Source organism: Sphingomonas sp. 7/4-4 (assembly GCF_027941955.1).
GTDB lineage: Bacteria > Pseudomonadota > Alphaproteobacteria > Sphingomonadales > Sphingomonadaceae > Sphingomonas.
In genome coordinates, this window is the sequence record NZ_CP115960.1 from 3,997,956 (window position 1) to 4,018,928 (window position 20,973).

Consider the following 20,973-nt stretch of genomic DNA (forward strand, 5'->3'; position numbering starts at 1 on the left):
GGGTGTACTCGGAGTATTGCGCCAGGCGTACCTTGCGCTGCATTGCCGGGCTGGGGATAATGCAGGGCGTATCAGGGGGAATCCACTATGGCATCGGACAGCGAAGACGCCCCGGAGCCTGCGCGTTCTACCGCCGGCCCCTTCGCGTCGTCCGCCAAGGGCACCGGCCGGCGCCTGCGCGGTGCGGTTGCGCATTATCTCGGAACCGCGATCGTTTCGGGACGCATCGCTCCGGGCGAGCGGCTGACGGGGAAGTCGCCAATTCGGAAGCGCTCGACGTTTCCCGCAGCGCCTATCGCGAGGCGGTACAGGTGCTAGCGGCGAAGGGGCTGGTCGAAAGTCGCACGAAAGCGGGAACGCGGGTGCTCCCGCGCAGCCGCTGGAACGTGCTCGACCCGGTGGTACTGGCTTGGGCCTTTTCGGGCGAGCCCGATCTGGAATTCGTCCGCGACCTGTTCGAGCTGCGCGCTATCGTCGAGCCGGCGGCTGCCCGGATTGCGGCGGGACGTCGCGAAAAGGCCGATATCAAGGCGATGAAGGAGGCGTTGGCCGGGATGCGCCGCTTCACCCTGGCGACCGAGGCGGGCCGGGCCGCGGACCGCGACTTCCACGACGCGCTGCTGCAAGCCACCCACAACAACGCGCTGATCGCGCTGAGCGCCAGCATCGGCGCGGCAGTGAACTGGACGACCCAGTTCAAGCAGCGCACGCGCGCGCTGCCGCGTGATCCGCTGCCCGACCATGCGCGCGTCTTCGAGGCGATCGCCGCCGGAGATCCCGACGCTGCGAGCGAGGCAATGCGGATTCTCGTCGACCTGGCGCTCGAGGATACGCGCTCGTCGATGTGAGCGCCGAAGCGGCCCCGGGCCGCTCCGGCGGGAGGTGCATTACCGGGGCGCGGCAAACGCCAGATGCTTGCTGAAGAACGGGATCACCTGTTCCTGGAAGCGCGCGGCGACGTCGCTCGTGTGATCGCCGGGATAGACTTCGAAGCTGTTGGCGATGCCATAGCGATCGAGCGCCTCGTGCAGCTTTCGCGAGTCCTCCTTGAGCCCGTCACGGTCGCCGACGTCGATGGCGATCGCGCGGTAGCGGCGGAGATTGCCGACATATTGGTCGACGAATGCGAGCGGCGCGTTCGCCGCCCATTTCGCCACTATCTCGGGCCGCACCACGCCGTCCTTCATCGGCAGGTCGAGGTACAAAGGCGGATTCCGGGGATTGGGCGACCAGGCCGCTGCGGTAGCGAGTTGCGCGCGTTCGCCCCAGCCGAGCTTGCTCGCCTCTTCCAGCGACTGCACCTTGGCGAGCTTCGCCCCGGTCGCCGCGTCGAACTGGGCGGGGTCACGCGGCGAGAGACAGCACGGGCTCATCATGTAGATCGCTCCGAACATGTCGGGGTGCTTCATTCCGATGCGTGCGGTGCCGTACCCGCCCATCGAATGGCCGGCCAGTCCACGGCTCTCACGCTTGGCCAGCGTGCGGTAATGCGTGTCGATATGCTGCACCAGGTCGTGCGATATGAACGTTTCGAAATCGCCGGTAGTCGCCGAACTCGAATACATCGATCCGTTATGCGCGGTCTTGCTGTCGGGAAGCACGACGATCATTTCCTTCGCGCCCTTGGCGAAGGCGCCTTCGATCGTCTGGGGGACATGGATTTCCTTGACCCATTGCTCGGCACCGATCGAGTAGCCGTGCAGGGCATAGAGCACCGGATAGCGCTTTTTCGGGTGGCTGGCGTAACCGGGAGGCAGAACCACCAGCACGTCGCGATCGGCGGACTCGCCCTCCAGATTGCCGGCGATGGCGGGAGAGTGGACCTTGATACGCTCGACGGTGGCCGAAGGCGCACCCGGCACGGGCGCCGGAACGCGAGTCGTCACCTGCGCCGAGGCCGGGCCGGCCGCGATCAACGCCAGCGCCACGCCCAGCAGATAAGCACGCCTCTTCGCCATATTGTTCATCCTCTCCTGTGACGGATCGCCCGTTGTCGATCCTTACGAACATTCCCGCATCTTCTGCTGCCAGCCCAGCACTCCGACAAATGCCGAAACAGGGCTGGTGCAATGTTAACGCTACCGTTACGCGTAGCGGCAACAGAAAATAACACAATGGAGGGATGGATGAGGCTGGCAGCGAAAGCGGCGACGCTCGCGTTGATTCTCGCAGGGAGTGCGCCACTGGGCGCGCAGGAACTCCGCGTCACGATCGATGGCACGAAGCGCGCGGCGCCGGTCACGCGCTACGCTTATGGCATGTTCATCGAGCCCATCGGCGGGCTGGTGGCGCGCACCTTGTGGGCGGAGATGCTCGACGATCGCAAATTCTATTATCCGGTCGTTTCCGAGGCGAAGGACGTTCCGCCGCCGCCCAATGCGGAGGGCCGCCCCGGAGTCGCCTATCGCAAATGGCGCCCGATCGGGGGCGACGACGCCGTGAAGATGGACGCGCAGGATCCGTATGTCGGTCCGCACAGCCCCAGCGTCGCGGTCGGCGAAACGCCGCACGGGCTGGCGCAATCGGGCATCGGAGTCGCGAAGGGCAAGCGCTACGACGGATCGCTGTGGCTGTCGGGCGATGCGGCGGCCAAGGCGCAGGTCGCGCTGATCTGGGGTGATGGCGAAGGAAACCGGCAGGTCGTGACCTTGCCCACCGCCGGGCCCGCCTGGCAGCGCGCAGACTTCGCTTTCACGCCGGGCGCCGACACCACCGACGCACGGCTCGAGATCACGGGGACCGGCGGCGGCCGCTTCCGGGTGGCCGCCGTCTCGCTCATGCCTTCGGACAATATCGACGGCTGGCGCGCCGACACTACTGCGATCGCGAAATCCCTGAACTCGGGCTTCTGGCGGCTGCCCGGCGGGAATTTCCTCTCCGATTGGGATTGGCACGGCGCGCTCGGTCCGCGCGATCGCCGCGCGCCGATGTTCGATCATGCGTGGAGCGCCATGCAGCCGAACGACATCGGCATGGACGAATGGATGCGGCTCACCCGGATCCTGGACGTCGAACCCTATGTCACCGTCAATGCCGGCCTGGGCGACGCCAATTCGGCCGCTGAGGAAGTGGAATATCTCAACGGCCCGGCGACCAGCGACTGGGGCGCGAAGCGCGCGGCCAACGGTCATCCCGAACCCTATGGCGTCCGGCTCTGGAATATCGGCAACGAGCCCTATGGATGGTGGCAGATCGGCAAGACGAGCCTCGATTATTATCTGATCAAGCATCGCGAGTTCGCCGAGCGGATGCGCAAGGTCGATCCTTCGATCACGCTCATCGCCTCGGGTGCGATGCCCGACCAGCTCCATCCGCGCGATTTCAAGGAGAATGCCTCGCTCGAGAGCATCCAGCACAAGTTCGGAACCGAAGAGGACTGGACCGGCGGCTTCTTCGCGCATGCGATGGGCAGTTTCGACGGTATCAGCGAGCATTGGTATGACCGCCCGGAAGAACGCCCGAATGCCCCGGCCGATGCCGAACTGATCGAATATGCGCGCTCGCCTTCGAACCACGTCCGGATGAAGACCGAGGAGTGGAAGATCTACCAGCAGCGCTTCCCGGCAATCCGGGATCGCAAGATCTTCCTGTCGATCGACGAGTACGCCTATTTCGGCAAGCCGACGCTCAAGAACGCGCTCGCTTATGCGATGGTGATGCAGGAAATGCTGCGCCACACCGATTTCCTGACGATGAGCGCCTTCACGACCGGTGCCTCGACGATGGACATCACGCCGACCGCCGCGACACTCAATACGACGGGTGCGATATTCAAATTGTACGGCGAACGGTTCGGCGCGGGCACGATCCCGCTGGCAGTCGAGGGCAACGTCCCTCAACCCGATCCGCGCTATCCGGTGGGCTTCGCGCATCCGCAGGTGAAGGCGGGAAGCGCGACCTGGCCGCTCGATGTGATCGCCGGACTGAGCCCCGACGGCAAGCGGCTGCGTATCGCGGTGGTGAACGCTACCTACAAGCCGCAGCGCCTGACGGTCGAACCGCGTGGGCTAAAGCCGGGCGGCGCGGGCACCCAGTGGCTGCTCACCGGCAAATCACTCGATGCCGAGAACAAGGTCGGCAAGCCGGCCGGCGTGACGATCAGCGAGAAGCGCGTGCCGGCGCTCGGCCGTGCGCTTACCGTGGATCCGATATCGGTGACGATCTTCGAATATCCCGTCCGACAATGATGCGCGAGTCCTGTGCGGCGGCGCTCAACCGCCGCGCAGGATCTGCATCACCATCGCACGGATCCGCCCGTAATTGTTGCGCAGCGGTCCCAATATGCCGTGCCGTTCCTCGGGCAGATGCGCGAGCGGATGGCCGTCGGGACGAAAGACATAATGGTCGAAGAAGGCGCGCCATGCCGCACGCTCGGCGGCCGGGCGCTCGGCGATGGCGATCATCGCCAGCATCATCGTCGCATAAGGCGCATCGGGGCCGGCGCTGAACCCGTCCCACCAGTAATTGATCAGGACGTTCACCGGGCCGGTCGCTTCGACCTGGTGCCACCAGAGCTTCGGGATGTAGAGCGCGTCGCCGGGTTCCAGCTCCGCGTGCAGCGCCCGCGGACGTGCCGCTTCGAACTTGGGATAACGCGGATCGCCGTCGGGGGATCCGGCTGCCAGGCTGACCGGCTGGCCGGCCATATTATGGTCGATCGGCCCGACATAGAGGTCGGCTATGGCGTCGGCCGGATAGAGCGTGAAGCATCGCCGTCCCGCCACGACGAGCGCCAGATTGTCATAGGTGTCGTAATGGCAGGCGACCTGCGATGCGTTGCCGATCCAGATGCGTGGTCGAATGGCGCGTGGCAGGAAGGCCGCGGGATTCTCGTCTGCGAAGCCCGGCAGATGGGCGTCCGTCGGCAGCGAGCCCATATACACCGAGGGCAGCTCCGGCCGATCGGCCGCAGCAGCAATGCGCTGCAGGGTTTCCGGTAGCGACAGCGTTTCGCGCGCGAAGTTGAAGCCGTCCGGGCCGGTGCCATAATGATAACGTCCGGCGATCGCGGGAGGGCCGATGAATGCCTGGCCAGTCTGGCCGGAATCGAAACGCTGCAGATAGGCGAACAGCGCATCGCGCGATTTCTGCCCTGCCGCAACGACGGGCCAGCCTTGGCCGAGCCCGCGCAAGATGACCGGCGCGCAGGCATCGGCCACTTCCCGTTGAAAGCTTTCGGGATCGAACCCCTGATCGGCGGAAATCTCGCGCACCCGAACTATCCTGGCATGGCCGCCAGGCGCCGATTGCGCTGGTGGGCGAGGGCCGGAATCTGCTTGAGCGAGATCGGCCATGCAGTAAGCGAGCTGGAGATAGCCGCAGCGGAACAGCTCCAGCACGGCTGCGTCGTCGAGCTCGTGCAGGCTGTCCAGGCTGACCGTATAGAGCCCCTGGAGCGCCAGCGTCTCACCGTCATCGAAACGCAGCGTGACGTCGACCGGATCGATCATGCGATGTCCGAGCAGCGTCTGGATGAACCTGTCGGTCTCCTCCACGCCGGTCTTCAATTGGCGGAGCACCTGCTGGATTTTCCGCAGCCGCGCGCCGGGCTCGCCATTGTCGGCGAAGAGCGCCTCGCCGTCGAGCGCGTCGAACCTTGCATGGTGCGGGTCTATCGCGATGCTGTCGCCGGAGATGAAGAAGCCCTGACGCTCGAGGTCGAGCGGATGATAAGGCCGCGTATCCCCGGCCTGATCGTGCAACAGATTCTCGCCCGGTTTGAATCCGTACATGGCCCCGGCATAGAATTGCCCGGTGTCCGGGTTCTTGGTGAGCAGGATCGGACAGCAAGTGGCGGCCGAGGCGAATTCCGAGACGACGACCTGCACGAAATGCGGCGCGGTTTCCTGCCCGCGCGCAATGCGGAGGTCGCGGTGCGCCTCGGTATCCAGCAATTCGAGCTCTCTCGGCATTCCCCTCCTGAAGCTGGCGCGCCGGGCGTCGACTATTCGATGCTGAAAGCCGCGCGAGGTCAACGCTCCGCCGCATTGTTATACGCCGACAAATTATTGTTGATAGCGCTAACGTAGTTGGTTATTGTCCGGGCAGATTCGCAGAGATGGATCGGGAGGATGGCCATTATCGGCTCGCGGGTGTCCGCGACGCCGCGGGCGCTTGCCTATCGAATAATAAAGCGGGTTTTCAACCGCTTCGCGCGAGTCCGCGCCGGTGATCCGGCGTGCAACCGGTCTGTACCTTAAGGAGGGGTATCGGCATGAAGGGCATTATTACACAGACAAATGTGTCGGGGACGCGCTCGACGGCCAAATTGGCGCTTTTTGTGCTTCAAGTTTGGTAGCGCTAACATTGACTTTGCCCGGGCTTGCGACGTCTGCGAATGCGCAGACCGCGGTCGACCCGGCAGGCCGCGACGCCCCGGCGAGCGCCGCCCAGAACGAAACGCCCGACGCGCAATCGACCGTGACCCAGGCTGAGCAGGACGAAATCGTCGTCACCGGCATCCGCGGCTCACTCCAGCGCAACCTCGATGCGAAGCGCGAGGCGTCGGGAGTCGTCGACGTCATTTCGTCCGAAGATATCGGCAAGTTCCCCGATTCCAACGTCGCCGCCTCGCTGCAGCGGCTGCCCGGCGTCTCGATACAGCGCGACGGCGTGCGGGGCGAGGCGAACGGCGTGACGATCCGCGGCTTCGGCGGCGATTTCAACGAGACTCTCGTCGACGGTCGGCGTCTCGCCACCGCCACCGGCGGACGGTCGATCGATTTCAGCACCGTCGGCTCCGACTTCATCGGCGCGCTCACCGTGTACAAGACCCCGGACGTGACGGTCGCGGCCAACTCGATCGGCGCGACCATCGACATCGCCTATCCCAAGCCGCTCGACCATCCCGGGTTCCGCCTTGCGGCATCGGCCTCGGGATCGATCCAGAATTATTCGAAGCGCATCGTGCCTTCGGGTGGCCTGCTGATCAGCGACAGCTTCGCGGATGACAGCTTCGGGATCCTCGCCAGCGTGATCTACACGCGGCACGACACCCGCACGAACAATGTCTTCGTCCATGGCTTCCCGGGCGGGCGCTATGCGCCATGCCAGCTCGCCGGCAGCACCGCGGCGACGTGCAACCCGACCTCCGACACGACCGCGCCGGCGTCGCAGCAGCAGACGATCGTCGGGTTCTTCGAGCAGCAATATGGTGCGCAGCAATCCTATACGAAGGACGAGCGCATCGACGGGCGGATCGCCGTTCAATGGCAGCCGTCGGACGGTCTGCTGCTGACGGTCGACAACAATTATTCCGATCAGCGCATCAACACGGACACGTTCGGCTTCGGTATCTGGTTCAACCAGGGATCGCTGCGCAACGTGAAGCTCGACGACAATGGCGTGCCCCTCGATTTCACGCAGGCAGGCTCGCAGACCGACTTTACCGCTGGCACCGACAGCAACTGGCGGCGCACCAACCAGACCGGGCTCAACGTCAAGTGGGACGCGACCCAGAATCTGGAAATCGAGGCTGATGGCAGCCTCTCGCGCAGCTGGCTGAACCCTGATGGACGCGTCAACGGGAAGGGTGCGGATGTCGGCTACGGGTTCGGGATCGGCCCGGCACTGGGTATCGCGATCACCGGAGACAGCGACGAAGTGATTCCGTCGCTCCATTCCTATGGCGTCAGCGGCAACCCGAACCGCTGGGCCGACATGTCGGCCATCGGCTCGCACGTCACCGTCAACATCGCGAACAAGAATACCGATACGATCAAGCAGGGCCGGCTGCGCGCCAAATGGACGCAGGACGATCTGACCCTGTCGATCGGCGGATCCTATGTGGACGATACGTTCAAGTTCCGCAGCGCCAACACCTTCGCGAACAATTTCTGGCAAGCCTATTCGGGCTATGGACCGGCGTCGGGAACCACCGGCGGCGTCGCCATTCCGACGACCCTGTACAAGGGCACTGTCAGCACCGATGGCTTCATTCCCGGCTTCGGCGGCACGCTCCCGCCGACGCTGATCAATTTCTCGGCGGTCGCGTATCAGGATTTCCTGACCGGGCTCGGCAACCCGCAGGCGACGACGATCCCGGGCTATAATTACGGCTGTTGCGGCACTGCGTTCACCGGCACGTTCGACGTCGCCAATGATGTCGGCAGCTATCGCAACATCAACGAAAAGACCTGGTCGCTCTTCCTGTCGGCCAAGTACAAGACCGAAATCGCCGGCATGCCGTTCCACTTCAATGCCGGCGTGCGTCAGGAATCGACCAAGCTCGCCTCCACCGGCGTCGGCCGACTGCCGACTTCGATCACGCCGAGCACCACCGACCCGACATTGCTCACCGTGAACTTCGGTCCGTCGCAGGAAGTGACGACGCGGAACAGCTACAGCTATTTGCTGCCCGCGGTGGACATGAAGCTCGAGCTCACGCCCAAACTGGTGCTGCGCTTCGACGCCTCGCGCACGCTGACGCGGCCGACGCTCAATCTGCTGACACCCGTGCTCAATATCGGCTCAGGCCAACGTGTCGGCGCACTCACCGCCGACGGCGGGAACCCCTGTTGCAGCCTTATCTTGCCGACAATTTCGATGTCGCGGCGGAATGGTATTATCAGCGCAATTCCTATGCGTCGGTGAACTTCTTCCTGAAGAACGTCTCGAACTTCATCGTCCAAGGCACGCAGCGCCAGACGATCAACGGAGTCGCCGATCCCTCGACCGGGCAGGCGGCGCAGTTCAGCGTCTCGCAGCGCGTGAACGGGCCGGACGCGACGGTTCGGGGTGTGGAGCTGGCACTGCAGCACACCTTCGGGGATTCGGGCTTCGGCTTCATCGCCAACGGCACGTTCGTGGAGACGAACAAACCCTATGACCGCAACGACATCAGCCAGAGCGGGTTCGCCGTGACCGGACTCGCGAACTCGGCGAACTTCGTCGGCTTCTTCGACAAATACGGGTTCGAGTTCCGCGCGGCGCTCAACTGGCGCGACGAATATCTGCTGCAATTCGGCCAGGTGCAGAACACCGGCGCATTCGGAGCCGAACCGACGTTCGTCAACGCCAGTACCCAGGTCGACCTCAGCGCCAGCTACCAGATCACCGAGAACATCAATGTCTTCGGTGAGGCGCTGAACATCACCAACGAGACGATGAGCACGCACGGCCGGTATAACAACCAGCTGCTCGACGTTTATGGTTACGGACGGCGGTTTACTGCGGGTCTGCGCATCAAGCTCTGATCCCTTTTCCCACTCCGGGGGTGTCTTTGACACCCCCGGCATTGTCGCTGAAGATTGCGCCGCATGCGTCCGATCAAGAATATCGTCATTGTCGGCGGCGGGACCGCCGGGTGGCTGACCGCCGGGATCGTCGCGGCGAAGCACCGCGGCCGGATGGCGGCCGGCTTCACGGTTACGCTGATCGAATCCCCGACTACACCGATCATCGGCGTGGGCGAGGGTACCTGGCCGACGCTGCGGACGACGCTTTCCAAGATCGGCGTTTCCGAAACCGACTTCTTTCGTGAGTGCGATGCGGCGTTCAAGCAGGGCGCCAGCTTCGCGCGCTGGACGACAGGCGCGCCCGACGACGCTTATTATCATCCGCTGATGCTGCCGCAGAGCTTTCACCAGCTCAACCTCGTGCCGCACTGGCTGGCCGGCCCAGTCAAAGGCAGTTTCTGCGACGCCGTCACGCCGCAGGGGCGTATCTGCGATGCGGGGCTTGCGCCCAAGACGATCGCGACGCCTGAATATGATGCCGTCGCCAATTACGCCTATCACCTCGACGCCGGAAAGTTTGCGCCCTTCCTGCAGCGCCATTGTTGCGAGAAGCTGGGCGTGCGGCACGTTTTGGCGGATGTCCGGCGCGTTCACCTGACCGAAGACGGCGACATCAGAAGCGTCGAGACCGAACAGGCCGGCGAGATCGAAGGCGATCTCTTCGTCGACTGCACGGGCTTCCGCGCGCTGTTGCTCGGCGACGCATTGGGTGTGCCGTTCAAGGACTGCGGCGATGTTCTGTTCTGCGACACTGCGCTCGCGGTTCAGGTGCCGTATGCGCGCGAGGACAGTCCGATCGCATCGCACACCACCTCCACGGCCCAGTCTGCCGGCTGGATCTGGGATATCGGCCTGCCGACCCGCCGGGGCACCGGCCACGTCTTTTCGAGCCACCATATCTCCGACGACGAGGCCGAGCGAGAGCTGCGCGCCTATCTGGGGGAAGCGGGAAAGGATCTTCCCGTCCGCAAGATCAGGATACGCTCCGGCCATCGCGAGACGTTCTGGAAGGGCAATTGCGTCGCGGTGGGCCTTGCCGCGGGATTCCTCGAACCGCTCGAATCCTCGGCGATCGTGCTCATCGAATTGTCGGCGAAGCTCATCGCCGAGCAGATGCCGGTGTGCCGCGAGGTCATGGATGTGGTCGCTTCGCGCTTCAATGCGACGACGCACTATCGCTGGGGTCGGATCGTGGATTTCCTCAAGCTCCATTATGTCCTGACCCGGCGCACCGACAGCGACTTCTGGCGGGACAATGTGCGGCCCGAGAGCATACCGGACCGTCTGCAGGAGCTGATGCTCCTGTGGAAATATCAGCCACCCTGGTTCCACGACGAATTCGATCGGGTCGAGGAAGTCTTCCCCCGGCCAGCTATCAATATGTGCTCTACGGCATGGACTTCCGCACCGAAATCGAGCCCGGCGCGATTGCGGGCGAGGCGCGGCTCGCCGAACGCGCGATGCGGGAGAACGCCGCGCAGACCGAGCGGCTGCGCGTCGGGCTGCCGCGGCATCGCGATCTGATCCGCAAGGTCCACGAACACGGCTTCCAGCCGGTCTGACCGGCTTCGGCACCGGCACAAGAAAGGCGCGACATGAAACGATCTTCGGCCCTTCTCGCGGCGTCCCTGCTGGCGAGCATGTCCTGCATTCCGCCGGTTGCCGCCCAGCGCGCGGAAACCACGAATGCCCGGGCGCGCGCCGATGCGCTGGCGGCCGAACTGGTCGGCAGGCTGTCTCTCGACGAGAAACTCGATCAGCTGCTGAACACCGCGCCCACGATCCCGCGGCTCGACGTGCCTGCCTATAATTGGTGGACGGAATCGCTCCACGGCGCACTGGGATCCTTGCCCACGACCAATTTCCCCGAGCCGATCGGGCTTGCAGCCACGTTCGATGCGCCGCTCGTCAAGCAGGTCGCCGGCGCGATCAGCACCGAGGTGCAGGGTCTGCATGCCCTCGCGCGGCAGACGGGGCGAATGGGTCGGATCGGCACCGGGCTCGACACCTGGTCGCCCAACATCAACATCTTCCGGGATCCGCGCTGGGGCAGGGGGCAGGAGACTTATGGCGAAGACCCGTTCCTCGCCGCGCGCATGGGCGTCGCCTATGTGACCGGCATGCAGGGCTCCAATGCCGATCTGCCCAACGTGATCGCCACGCCCAAGCATTTCGCCGTGCATAGTGGGCCGGAATCGACTCGCCACAGCGCGAACGTCTTCGTTTCGCGCCACGATCTAGAGGATACCTATCTGCCGGCTTTCCGGGCCGCCATTGTCGAGGGCAAGGCCGGATCGGTAATGTGCGCCTATAACCGCATCGACGGGCAGCCCGCTTGTGCCAGCGACATGCTGCTCGGCGAGTATCTCCGGGGTGCCTGGGGGTTCGCCGGCTATGTCGTTTCGGACTGCGATGCGGTCAAGGACATCAGCGACAACCATCATTTTGCGCCGGACGCCGCCGCGGCGGTGGCGGCGGCGATGCGCGCCGGGGTCGACAGCGAATGCCATGGAGCGACGCTCTCCGACACCGCCGGCCTGGGGAGCGCTACCGCGAGGCGCTGACCCGCGGTCTGATCACCGAAGCCGATGTGGATCGCACGCTGATACGCCTGTTCTCGGCACGCTACCGCGTCGGCGACTTGCCGGGCGTGCGCAAACCCGACGGCAATGTCGCAGCCGTCGGTGCGCCGGAACATGGTTCGACCGCACTCGCCGCGGCCGAGAAGAGCCTCGTGCTGCTCAAGAATGACGGCGTCCTGCCGTTGCGGCCCGGGCTGCGGATCGCGGTGATTGGTCCATTGGGGGATGCGACTCGAGTGCTGCGCGGCAATTACTCCTCGCCGCTGTCGGGAACTCCGATCTCGGTGCTCGAAGGCCTGCGCCGCGCGCTGCCCGGCGCCCGAATCGACTATGTGCCGTTCGGCGAAACCTATACCGACGGCGATCCTGTCCCAACCACCGCGCTCCGCACGGCGGATGGACGTCCCGGGCTATTGGCCAATTATTACAACGTGCTGGGGACACCGCCGACGCGCTTCGCTCCGGGCGCGTTCCAGGCCTATGTCGGCAAGGCCCGTTTTGCCGAAACCCCGGTTGCCACGCGCGTCGAGACGAGCGTCAACGGCCGCAGCCTCGATCTTGCGCAGGTCTCGGATCATCACCGAGTCGTGTGGACCGGCTTTATCGTCCCTCCCGAAACCGGCAGCTACCGGTTGGGCCTGTCCGGCTTCATGAGCGGTTCGCTGCGCTTCGAGGACAAGCCGTTCGCCGATCTCAAGGATGCGCCATGGGGCAGCCTTCCCACGATGAAGACGGTGCGGCTCGAAAAGGGGCGGCGCTATCCGATCACCGTCACCGGCGATGCGCATACCGGGACGACGGGTGTTGGGCTGGTCTGGAAGCGCATCTCGACTGCGCCCGAACGCGACCTGAAGGCCGCCGCCGCCCAAGCCGATGTGCTCGTCGCGGTCGTGGGCCTGACGTCCGATCTCGAAGCCGAAGAGTCACCCGTCAAAATTCCCGGCTTCGAGGGCGGTGACAAAACGTCGCTCGGCCTGCCGCCGGATCAGCAGGCGTTGCTCGTGCAGGCCAGGGCCACCGGCAAGCCGATCGTGCTCGTCGCGATGAACGGCAGCCCTCTCGATCTCACCTGGGCGAAGGACAATGCCGCGGCGATCGTCGAGGCCTGGTATCCGGGGCAAGCGGGCGGGCTCGCCGTCGGCAACATTCTCTCGGGCCGTACCAATCCGTCGGGGCGCCTGCCGCTGACCTTTTACCGGAGCCTCGAGGATCTGCCCCCGTTCGGGGACTATTCCATGACCGGGCGCACCTATCGCTATTTCACCGGCAAGCCGGTTTATTCCTTCGGCTATGGTCTCAGCTACACGCGCTTCGCTTATGGGCCGCTCGCAGTGGCACCCGTCGGCGGCGATTCGTCGAAGGGGATCCGCGTGACGACCGAAGTGCGCAATGCCGGCGATCGCGCGGGGGACGAAGTGTCGCAGCTCTATCTCGACTTCCCCGACGATCCCGGGGCGCCGCGGATCGCTTTGCGCGGCTTTCAGCGCGTGACGCTCGAGCCGGGGAATCGCGTGCGCTACGGTTCGATCTTTCGCCGCGCGATCTCAGCGCAGTCACTACCGACGGCGTGCGCAAGGTGCTGATGGGGGACTATCGTGTCAGCGTCGGTTCCGGCCAGCCCGATACCGGGGTGCCTGGCCAGAGCGCCGGCTTCTCGATCGCGAAGGAAGTCACGCTACCCAAGTGACGAAGCGGGCCGAGTGGCCGCTCTGTCGGATTATGCCACTAACCGGAGCTGCCCCGCGGCGATCGCGGCCTGGGTGCGATTGCGGACGTTGAGCTTGCGCATGACCGCGGTCATGTGGACCTTCACCGTCGCCTCGGCGATGCCCAATTTGTACGCGATCTGCTTGTTCAGCAGCCCGGAATGCACGCAGCGGAGCACTTCCATCTGCGTCGGCGTCAGCTGCGGCTGACCTGGAGCCGGGGCTTTCCTGTGGCTGAGATCGTCATGCAGATCCATGGCGACATGCATCTCACCTCTCCCTTGTCGATCCTGCGCGGGAACCCATCCATTTCCTGGATTGTGCTCACCGGAACGTTAGCGTTATCATAAGGGAATCAGTTAGACAGGTTCAAGCCCCTTCATTGTAAAAAATGCCCGAAGCAGGTGCGAAAGGGCGATTCTGTGGCTTTCGAGCCACTAATTTTAGCGAAATCTGTCTAACAGATTCCGCCTGCCCCGAATCGTGCCGTTTCATCCCCGGAGCCGGCGATCTTCCAGCTGCGCGAGCACCATGTCCCGCAGCAATGCCGGGGGCTTCTCGGTCACGAGCGTCAGCACATCTTCCCCGGCGAGCGGCCGCTCGAGCGTCGCCAACTGGCTGTCGAGAAGGCTGACGGGCATGAAATGTCCCGCGCGGCTCGCCAGCCGCTGCAACAGGCGGTCGCGGCTGTTCTCCAGCAGGACCAACTGTACCGGGCCTCCGATCGTCGCCCGCAGCCGGTCGCGATAACTTCTGCGCAGTGCCGAGCAGGCGGCCACCGCTGCGCCGTGCGCGGCGATCGATCCCGCGGTTGCCGCACCGAGCCGGTCGAGCCACGGCCAGCGATCCTCGTCGCTCAGCGGCTGCCCGGCGCGCATCTTCTCGACCGCCTCGGGCGAATGGTAATCGTCGCCCTCGTGGAAGGGGCAACCCAGCGCCTCGGCGAGGAGCGCACCCAGCGTCGACTTGCCGCAGCCGCTGACGCCCATGACGATCACGGCAAACGACGGGGCAAAGCGGGCGGAAGGGAGCAAATCGGCGTCCTCGAGAATGGGTCGACCCGGCGGGCCCGCACCGCGACCGATGCCATCCCGTTCTGGATCCATGGCCCGGCGCTGAAAACTACGACCTTGGTCGGAGATGCCATGGCCCGGGCGCCGGGTTAGCCAGCAGGATCGATTGCCGACGGAGGTCCGGATGAAGATGCGCTGCGCTCTGGCTGGTTTGCTCGCTTCGACGGTGCTGACCCTATCGTCCCCGGCCTTCGCGCAGGGGGTCTCGGTGTTCCCGACCGCGCCCGCCGAGCCGCGCGCAGTGACGGTAAAGGGGTGGGTGACGGCAAGGCGGACGACAGCGACGCTCTGCAGAAAGCCCTGGACGAGGCGCGGGACCAGACCCGCCACGGCATGGTTTTCCTGCCTTCGGGCAAGTACCGTATCACCCGCACGCTGATCGTGCCGGCAGGCGTGCGCGTCTATGGCGTCGGGCGGACGCGCCCCGTCATCCTGCTCGGTGCCAACACGCCGGGGTTCCAGCAGGGCGTTTCTACGATGATCGTCTTCGCAGGCGACGATCAGTATAATGTCGGCAAGGTGCCGGTCCCGGTTCCGACGGTCGTGCCGCGCGACAGGATCGTGCGCGACGCCAATTCGGGTACTTTCTATTCGTCGATGCGCAATGTCGACATCGAGATCGGCGAAGGCAATCCGGCGGCGGCGGGCGTGCGCTTCCGCATGGCCCAGCATGCCTTTCTGAGCGACATGGAGTTCCGCCTGGGATCCGCCTTTGCCGGCGTATATCAGGCGGGGAACGTCATCGAGAACGTCCACTTCAAGGGCGGGCGATACGGCATCGTCACCGAGAAGACGTCGCCGGCATGGCAATTCACTCTGCTCGACTCCAGCTTCGAAGGTCAGCGCGACGCAGCGATCCGCGAGCATGAGGTCGGGCTGACGATGGTCAACGTCGCGATCCGCGATACGCCGGTCGGTATCGAGATCGACCGGGGTTACGGCGACTCATTATGGGGCAAGGACGTCCGGTTCGAGAAGGTCAGCCGCGCGGCGATCGTCATCTCGAACGAGGAGAATGTCTTCACCCAGGTGGGCTTCGAGAATGCGCTGGCGGTCGACAGCCCGGTGTTCGCGCGCTTCCGCGACAGCGGCCGCACCGTCGCCGGCAAGGGCAAAGCCTATAAGGTCGCGTCCTTCTCTTATGGCCTGGCCGTGCCCGAGCTCGGCAGCATGGGCAGCTATGCGACCGAGGCCGACATCAAGCCGCTGTCCTCGATGCCGGCGCGCCGCGCGCCCGCCATCCGCCCGCTTCCGAACATGGCGGACTGGGTCGATGTGAAGACGTTGGGCGTGTCGGGCGACGGCTCCACCGACGACACCGCTGCGATCCAGCGCGCCATCGATACGCACCGCGTCCTCTATTTTCCGATCGGCTTCTACAAGGTGACCGATCGCCTGAAGCTGCGCCCGGATACCGTCCTGATCGGCCTGCATCCCGCGATCACCCAGTTCTACATCCCCGACAACAATCCCGCGCATGCCGGCCTCGGCACCGTGGTGCCGATCCTCGAGACACCGCGCGGCGGCGACAATATCCTGTCCGGCCTCGGCCTTTTCACCGGGCGGGTGAACCCGCGCGCGGCGGCGCTGCTCTGGCGTTCGGGCGAGCACAGCCTTGTCGAGGACGTGAAGATCATGGGCGGCGGCGGAACGCCGACGGCGGACGCAAAGCCGCTCGGGACGCTGTCGGCGAGAAGCGGCGATCCAGTGTCCGACGGGCGGATGGATGCGCAATATCCGAGCATCTGGGTGACCGATGGCGGCGGCGGCACCTTCGCCGATGTGTGGAGCCCGAACACCTTCGCCTCGGCAGGGTTCACGGTGACCAACACCAGCACGCCGGGCCATGTCTACGAGATGTCGGTCGAGCATCATGCCCGCAACGAGTTCGTGCTCGATAATGTGCAGAACTGGGAATTCCTCGCGCCGCAGACCGAGCAGGAAGTCGGCGACGGGCCCAACGCGGTCTCGCTCGAGATCCGCAATTCGCGCAATCTGCTGTTCGCCAATTATCACGGCTATCGAGTGACGCGCAGCTATGCGCCGGCACGCAGCGCAGTGAAGCTGTTCAACTCGAGCGACATCCGCTTCCGCAACGTGCATGTGAACGCCGAAAGCGGCTATGCGAGCTGTGACGACGAAGGTTGCGGAACGTTCCTGCGGGCGAGCAAATACCCGTTCGAGAACGCGATCGAGGACGTCTCGCGCAAGCTCGTGGTCCGCGAGCACGAGTTCGCGAAGCTCGATATTGGACCGGCGGAGCGGAGCATCGCAGCACCGGCGTCGGGCGCAGTCAAAGTCGACAAGGTTGCCGAGGGCTTCTGGTCGATCTCCGGCGCCGCGGTGGACGCGAAGGGCGCACTCTATTTCATCGACCGGCGCTTCCAGCGTATCCATCGCTGGACGGAAGCCGGGGGCTGGAGATCGTCCGCGATCATGCGCTCGATCCGGTCAATCTGGCGGTGGATGCATCAGGGCATCTCCTCGTGCTCTCGTCGCTTGGGCCCAAGGGTGCAGTCTATTCGATCGACCCGGCCGGACCGCCCGACCAGCTGACGATGATCAAACCCACGCCGGTGCGCACCGGCGCGACCGCGCGTACGTTGCTGCCGGTCAATTGGTGGAACAATGGCGAGTTCCGCGACCAGCTCGATCACCAGAGCTATGAATTCACGACGCTCGCCGAACTGTTCGCGCAAGACATCGGTGCGCCCAAGGCGCAGGAATATGTGTCACCCGACGGCAGCCTCACGCTGCCGGCGTTCCGCGTCTGGCAGCAGGGGCCGATCGATCATGTCGGCTGGCGCTGGTCGAACGGACTCAACGCCAATGGGCTGGTGAGCGGCCGGCAGGGCGAGCGCCTGTTCGTCACCAATGGATCGGAGAACGTCACCTATAGCGGCACGGTTGGGCCGCAAGGCGCGCTCAAGGATCTGAAACGCTTCGCCAATCGTGGCGGAGAGAGTGTGACGGTCGATGCGCAGGGCCGGGTCTATGTCGCGAACGGGCAGGTGTTCGTCTACGACGCCGACGGTAAGGAGACCGGCCGGATCGACGTGCCCGAACGGCCGCTGCAGATCCTGTTCGGCGGCCCGGATCGGCGCACGCTCTTCATTCTCACGCACCACGCGCTCTACGCGGCACGCCCCTGAGCGGGAGCGCGCTACGACCTTTGTCGTACGTGCGGGCGGGCAGGCGCGGGGATACCGTTGAGCAGCGGTCGTAATGCGCCCCGGGGCGGTGCAGCCAGGAATAGCAGAATAAAAGTCGGAGGGATGGAGCAATGACGGGGATTTTCGCACTGCATCGGCAATATCGCGGCGTGAGCATAATGGCGCTGGCCGCCATGATGCTGGCCGGAGGCGCCCATGCGCAGACCGCACCCGAGTCGGCGCCTGCGCCGCAGGAGGCCGTGCCGCAAGCCGAGCAGCCGAGCGAAGCGCTCGAGCAGCCCGGCGACATCGTCGTCACCGGCTCGCGCATCATCGCCAGCGGGTTCACTGCGCCTACGCCGACCACTGTCATCGGCGAGGAGCAGATCGCTGCCAACGCGCAGCCCAACATCTTCAACACGATCGCGCAATTGCCGTCGCTGCAGGGTTCGACCGGGACTTCGACGGGCACGTTCAGCACCTCGAGCGGGTTGCAGGGGCTGAGTTCCTTCTCGCTGCGCGGCCTCCAGCCGATCCGCACGCTGACGTTGCTCGACGGCCAGCGCGTGGTCGGCGCGAACGTCACCGGCGTGCCCGATGTCAGCCTGTTCCCGCAATTGCTGATCAAGCGCGTCGACATCGTCAACGGCGGTGCCTCGGCGACCTACGGATCGGACGCGGTCGGCGGTGTCGTCAACTTCATCACCGATACCCGCTTCAAGGGCTTCAAGGCCAATCTGCAGGGCGGCATCACCACCTATGGCGACAATGCGCAGGTCCTCGCGCAGGCCGCTTGGGGCGGGGCATTGTTCGACGACAAATTGCACCTGGTCGTCAGCGGCGAATACGCCCACGACCAGGGCGTCGGCCCGGGCGATTTCGGCACCGACCTGGCCGGCAAGCGCGACTGGTATCGCGCCAGCACCCTGCTGAACACCGGACAGGCCAACAACGGCCTGCCGCAGTTCGTCTACGGCGATTACGCCCAGCCTTATCAATATGCCCGCTACGGACTGATCAACAACGGCCCGCTGCAGGGCATCGCGTTCGACGTGAACGGCGCGCCGTACAATTTCAACTACGGATCGGGCGGCGCGCCGCTGGGCAATGGCCGCGTGTCGAACTGCTATCCCGGCAACAGCTTCTGCGTCGGCGGCGACCTGTCCGGCGCGCCCGGATCCGGCGCATCCCTGGTATCGGCGCTCCAGCGCGTCACCGGCTTCGGCCGGATCGGTTACGATTTCGCCGAGAACAACGAAGTCTACGTCACTTTCAGCGCGGCGCAGGTCAAGACCAACAACCAGCCGAGCCCGGGTTACGGCCGGCCGAACCTCACGGTGCAATGCGCCAATCCATTCCTGCCGCAGCTGGTTCGCGACCGGTGCACCAGTGCGGGAATCACGTCCTTCAACTTCGGGACGAGCAACGGGAATTTCCCGATCCGAGGGTCTATACCGATCGACGCCAATATCGCGTCGTCGGCGGCCTCAAGGGCCAATTCGGCGTGGGCGGGGGCGACTGGAATTACGACGCCTATTACGAGCACGGCACCACCATTTCCGACATCGATGTGAACGACATCGTCCTGCAGAACCGCTATGTCGCCGCGACCAGCGCAATCACGCTGAATGGCGCGATCGTCTGTGCCGATCCGGTGGCACGCGCGGCAGGGTGCCAGCCGATCAACATCTTCGGCGGCTTCGCCCCGTCGGCGGCGGCGCTCGCTTATGTCACCCCCAGAACGGCCCGTTCCAGCACACCAGGCTGACTCAGGACGTCGCCAGCCTCAACTTCTCGGGCAATCTGTTCGATCTATGGGCGGGGCCTCTCACGCTCGCCTTTGGCGGCGAGTATCGCCACGAATTCTATGAAGTGAACGCCGATCCCTATGGCGCGGGCGTCGGCACGTTGAGCCCGAACAGTCAGGCCTATCCGGCAGACCCGCTGCTCAACGCGCCCTTGGGCAGCAATTGGGCGGCCGGCAATTACAAGAACGGCGGCGGCGCCTATGACGTGTATGAAGCTTCCGCGGAATTCAATCTGCCGCTGTTCGACGGCGGCGGGGCGGGGCGCGCCAACCTCAACGGCGCCGCCCGCGTGACGCATTACAGCACGTCGGGGACGGTCTGGGCGTGGAAGATCGGCGGCACCTGGGAGACGCCGCTCGACGGCTTCCGGCTGCGCGCAGTGACTTCGCGCGACGTGCGCGCGCCCAATCTGTCGGAGCTGTTCGCCGCGCCGACCGTGACGACGCTGCCGAACTTCGCCAATCCGTTTCCGCCCGCCGGCGCGGTGCAGGCTTTCCAGAACACGATCGGCAATCCCGATCTGAAGCCGGAAATCGCGCGCAACACCGAAATCGGTGCCGCGCTCGCCAATCCGTCATGGTTGCCCGGGCTCAGCCTTTCGTTCGACTATTACAGCATCAAGCTGGACGGCGTGGTCTCCACGCTGTCGGCGGACCAGATCGTCCGCTTCTGCTTCGAAGGCAATCAGGCGTTCTGCGGCGGTTTCGTGCTCAACAGCCCGGTACAGGGCGGCAACTTCATAAACGTCCAGCCGTTCAATCTGGCCTCGTGGAAGACCAGCGGATTCGACATCGAGGCGAGCTACCGCTGGAGCAGGCCGCTGGGCCTGCCGGGCAGCTTCACCGTCCGCGCACTCGGCACCCATATCCGGGAGTTCCTCGTCGATGCGGGCATCGCCGGTGTCGATCGCGTCGACCAGGCCGGTGCCAACAACGGCGCCACGCCCGACTGGAAGTGGCTGGCGACCCAGAGCTACGAGAACGACGCGTTCAGCTTCAATATCCAGGAGCGCTGGTTCTCGGACGGTGTGTACGGCCACCAATATGTGGTCTGCAGCTCGGGCTGTCCGGCCTCGACCGGAAACCACCCGACGATCGACCGCAACTTCATGAAGGGCGCCTTCTATGTGGATGTCGGCGGATCGTATAATGTGACCTCGGCGATCAAGGCCTATTTCAAGGTCGACAATCTGTTCGATCACGATCCCGAGCCTGCACCGCAGACCAATACCGGCCTCGACGTAAATCCGGCGCTCTACGACACGCTCGGGCGGACCTATCGCGCGGGTATTCGCCTCAGCTTCTAGATGTCTCCACCTCCCGTGGAACTGGTCCCGGCCGTGAGGCCGGGACTTTTTCGTATGGGAGCGAGGCCTGCGGGCGTTGTTGGCTCCCTGAAGCGCTTCCTCTACGAGAA

General features: G+C 64.8%; 7 protein-coding genes and 5 pseudogenes. 8 read left to right on the plus strand and 4 right to left on the minus strand.

Features of this window, described 5'->3' with window-relative positions:
* The first annotated feature begins 87 nt into the window (after positions 1 to 87).
* Positions 88 to 848, plus strand: a pseudogene (locus tag PIB19_RS20480) (FadR/GntR family transcriptional regulator).
* 39 nt (positions 849 to 887) lie between these two features.
* Here the strand turns inward: PIB19_RS20480 and PIB19_RS20485 are convergent.
* A complete protein-coding gene (locus tag PIB19_RS20485; protein WP_271238822.1) occupies positions 888 to 1,958 on the minus strand; it encodes an alpha/beta hydrolase in 1,071 nt (356 codons plus the stop codon).
* Positions 1,959 to 2,126: 168 nt separating this feature from the next.
* Here PIB19_RS20485 and PIB19_RS20490 point away from each other — a divergent pair, with 168 nt between their 5' ends.
* The gene (locus PIB19_RS20490; protein ID WP_271238823.1) at positions 2,127 to 4,187 is read left to right on the plus strand and encodes an alpha-L-arabinofuranosidase C-terminal domain-containing protein; all 2,061 of its coding nucleotides are present in this window, start codon (positions 2,127 to 2,129) and stop codon (positions 4,185 to 4,187) included.
* A 24-nt stretch (positions 4,188 to 4,211) separates the two neighbouring features.
* On the opposite strand, the gene PIB19_RS23290 is transcribed toward PIB19_RS20490, so the two are convergent.
* Positions 4,212 to 5,912: a cupin-like domain-containing protein gene (locus PIB19_RS23290; RefSeq protein ID WP_336297207.1), complete on the minus strand. Its 1,701-nt coding sequence runs from the start codon at positions 5,910 to 5,912 to the stop codon at positions 4,212 to 4,214.
* Positions 5,913 to 6,312: 400 nt separating this feature from the next.
* Between PIB19_RS23290 and PIB19_RS20505 the strand changes: the two genes are divergently transcribed.
* The 4 genes and pseudogenes from PIB19_RS20505 to PIB19_RS20515 all read left to right on the plus strand — a co-directional run bounded on the left by PIB19_RS20505 (position 6,313) and on the right by PIB19_RS20515 (position 13,505).
* Positions 6,313 to 8,592, plus strand: coding sequence for a TonB-dependent receptor (locus PIB19_RS20505; protein ID WP_336297208.1), 2,280 nt, complete (start codon positions 6,313 to 6,315; stop codon positions 8,590 to 8,592).
* Positions 8,517 to 9,194, plus strand: a complete 678-nt coding sequence (locus tag PIB19_RS23295; RefSeq protein WP_336297209.1) for a TonB-dependent receptor domain-containing protein — start codon at positions 8,517 to 8,519, stop codon at positions 9,192 to 9,194. Before PIB19_RS20505 ends, PIB19_RS23295 begins: the two co-directional genes overlap by 76 nt.
* A 63-nt stretch (positions 9,195 to 9,257) precedes the next feature.
* Positions 9,258 to 10,798: pseudogene (locus PIB19_RS20510) on the plus strand (tryptophan halogenase family protein).
* Between the two features lie 33 nt (positions 10,799 to 10,831).
* Positions 10,832 to 13,505 (plus strand): annotated as a pseudogene (locus PIB19_RS20515) (glycoside hydrolase family 3 C-terminal domain-containing protein).
* 30 nt (positions 13,506 to 13,535) lie between these two features.
* Here the strand turns inward: PIB19_RS20515 and PIB19_RS20520 are convergent.
* Positions 13,536 to 13,793 (minus strand): helix-turn-helix domain-containing protein, encoded by a 258-nt coding sequence (locus tag PIB19_RS20520; protein ID WP_443018657.1) that lies wholly within the window; start codon positions 13,791 to 13,793, stop codon positions 13,536 to 13,538.
* Positions 13,794 to 14,015: 222 nt separating this feature from the next.
* Positions 14,016 to 14,513, minus strand: coding sequence for a gluconokinase (locus PIB19_RS20525; RefSeq protein ID WP_271241047.1), 498 nt, complete (start codon positions 14,511 to 14,513; stop codon positions 14,016 to 14,018).
* Positions 14,514 to 14,721: 208 nt separating this feature from the next.
* Between PIB19_RS20525 and PIB19_RS20530 the strand changes: the two are divergent.
* Positions 14,722 to 17,749: pseudogene (locus tag PIB19_RS20530) on the plus strand (glycosyl hydrolase family 28-related protein).
* Between the two features lie 131 nt (positions 17,750 to 17,880).
* A pseudogene (locus PIB19_RS20535) lies at positions 17,881 to 20,863 on the plus strand (TonB-dependent receptor plug domain-containing protein).
* Positions 20,864 to 20,973 lie beyond the last annotated feature (110 nt).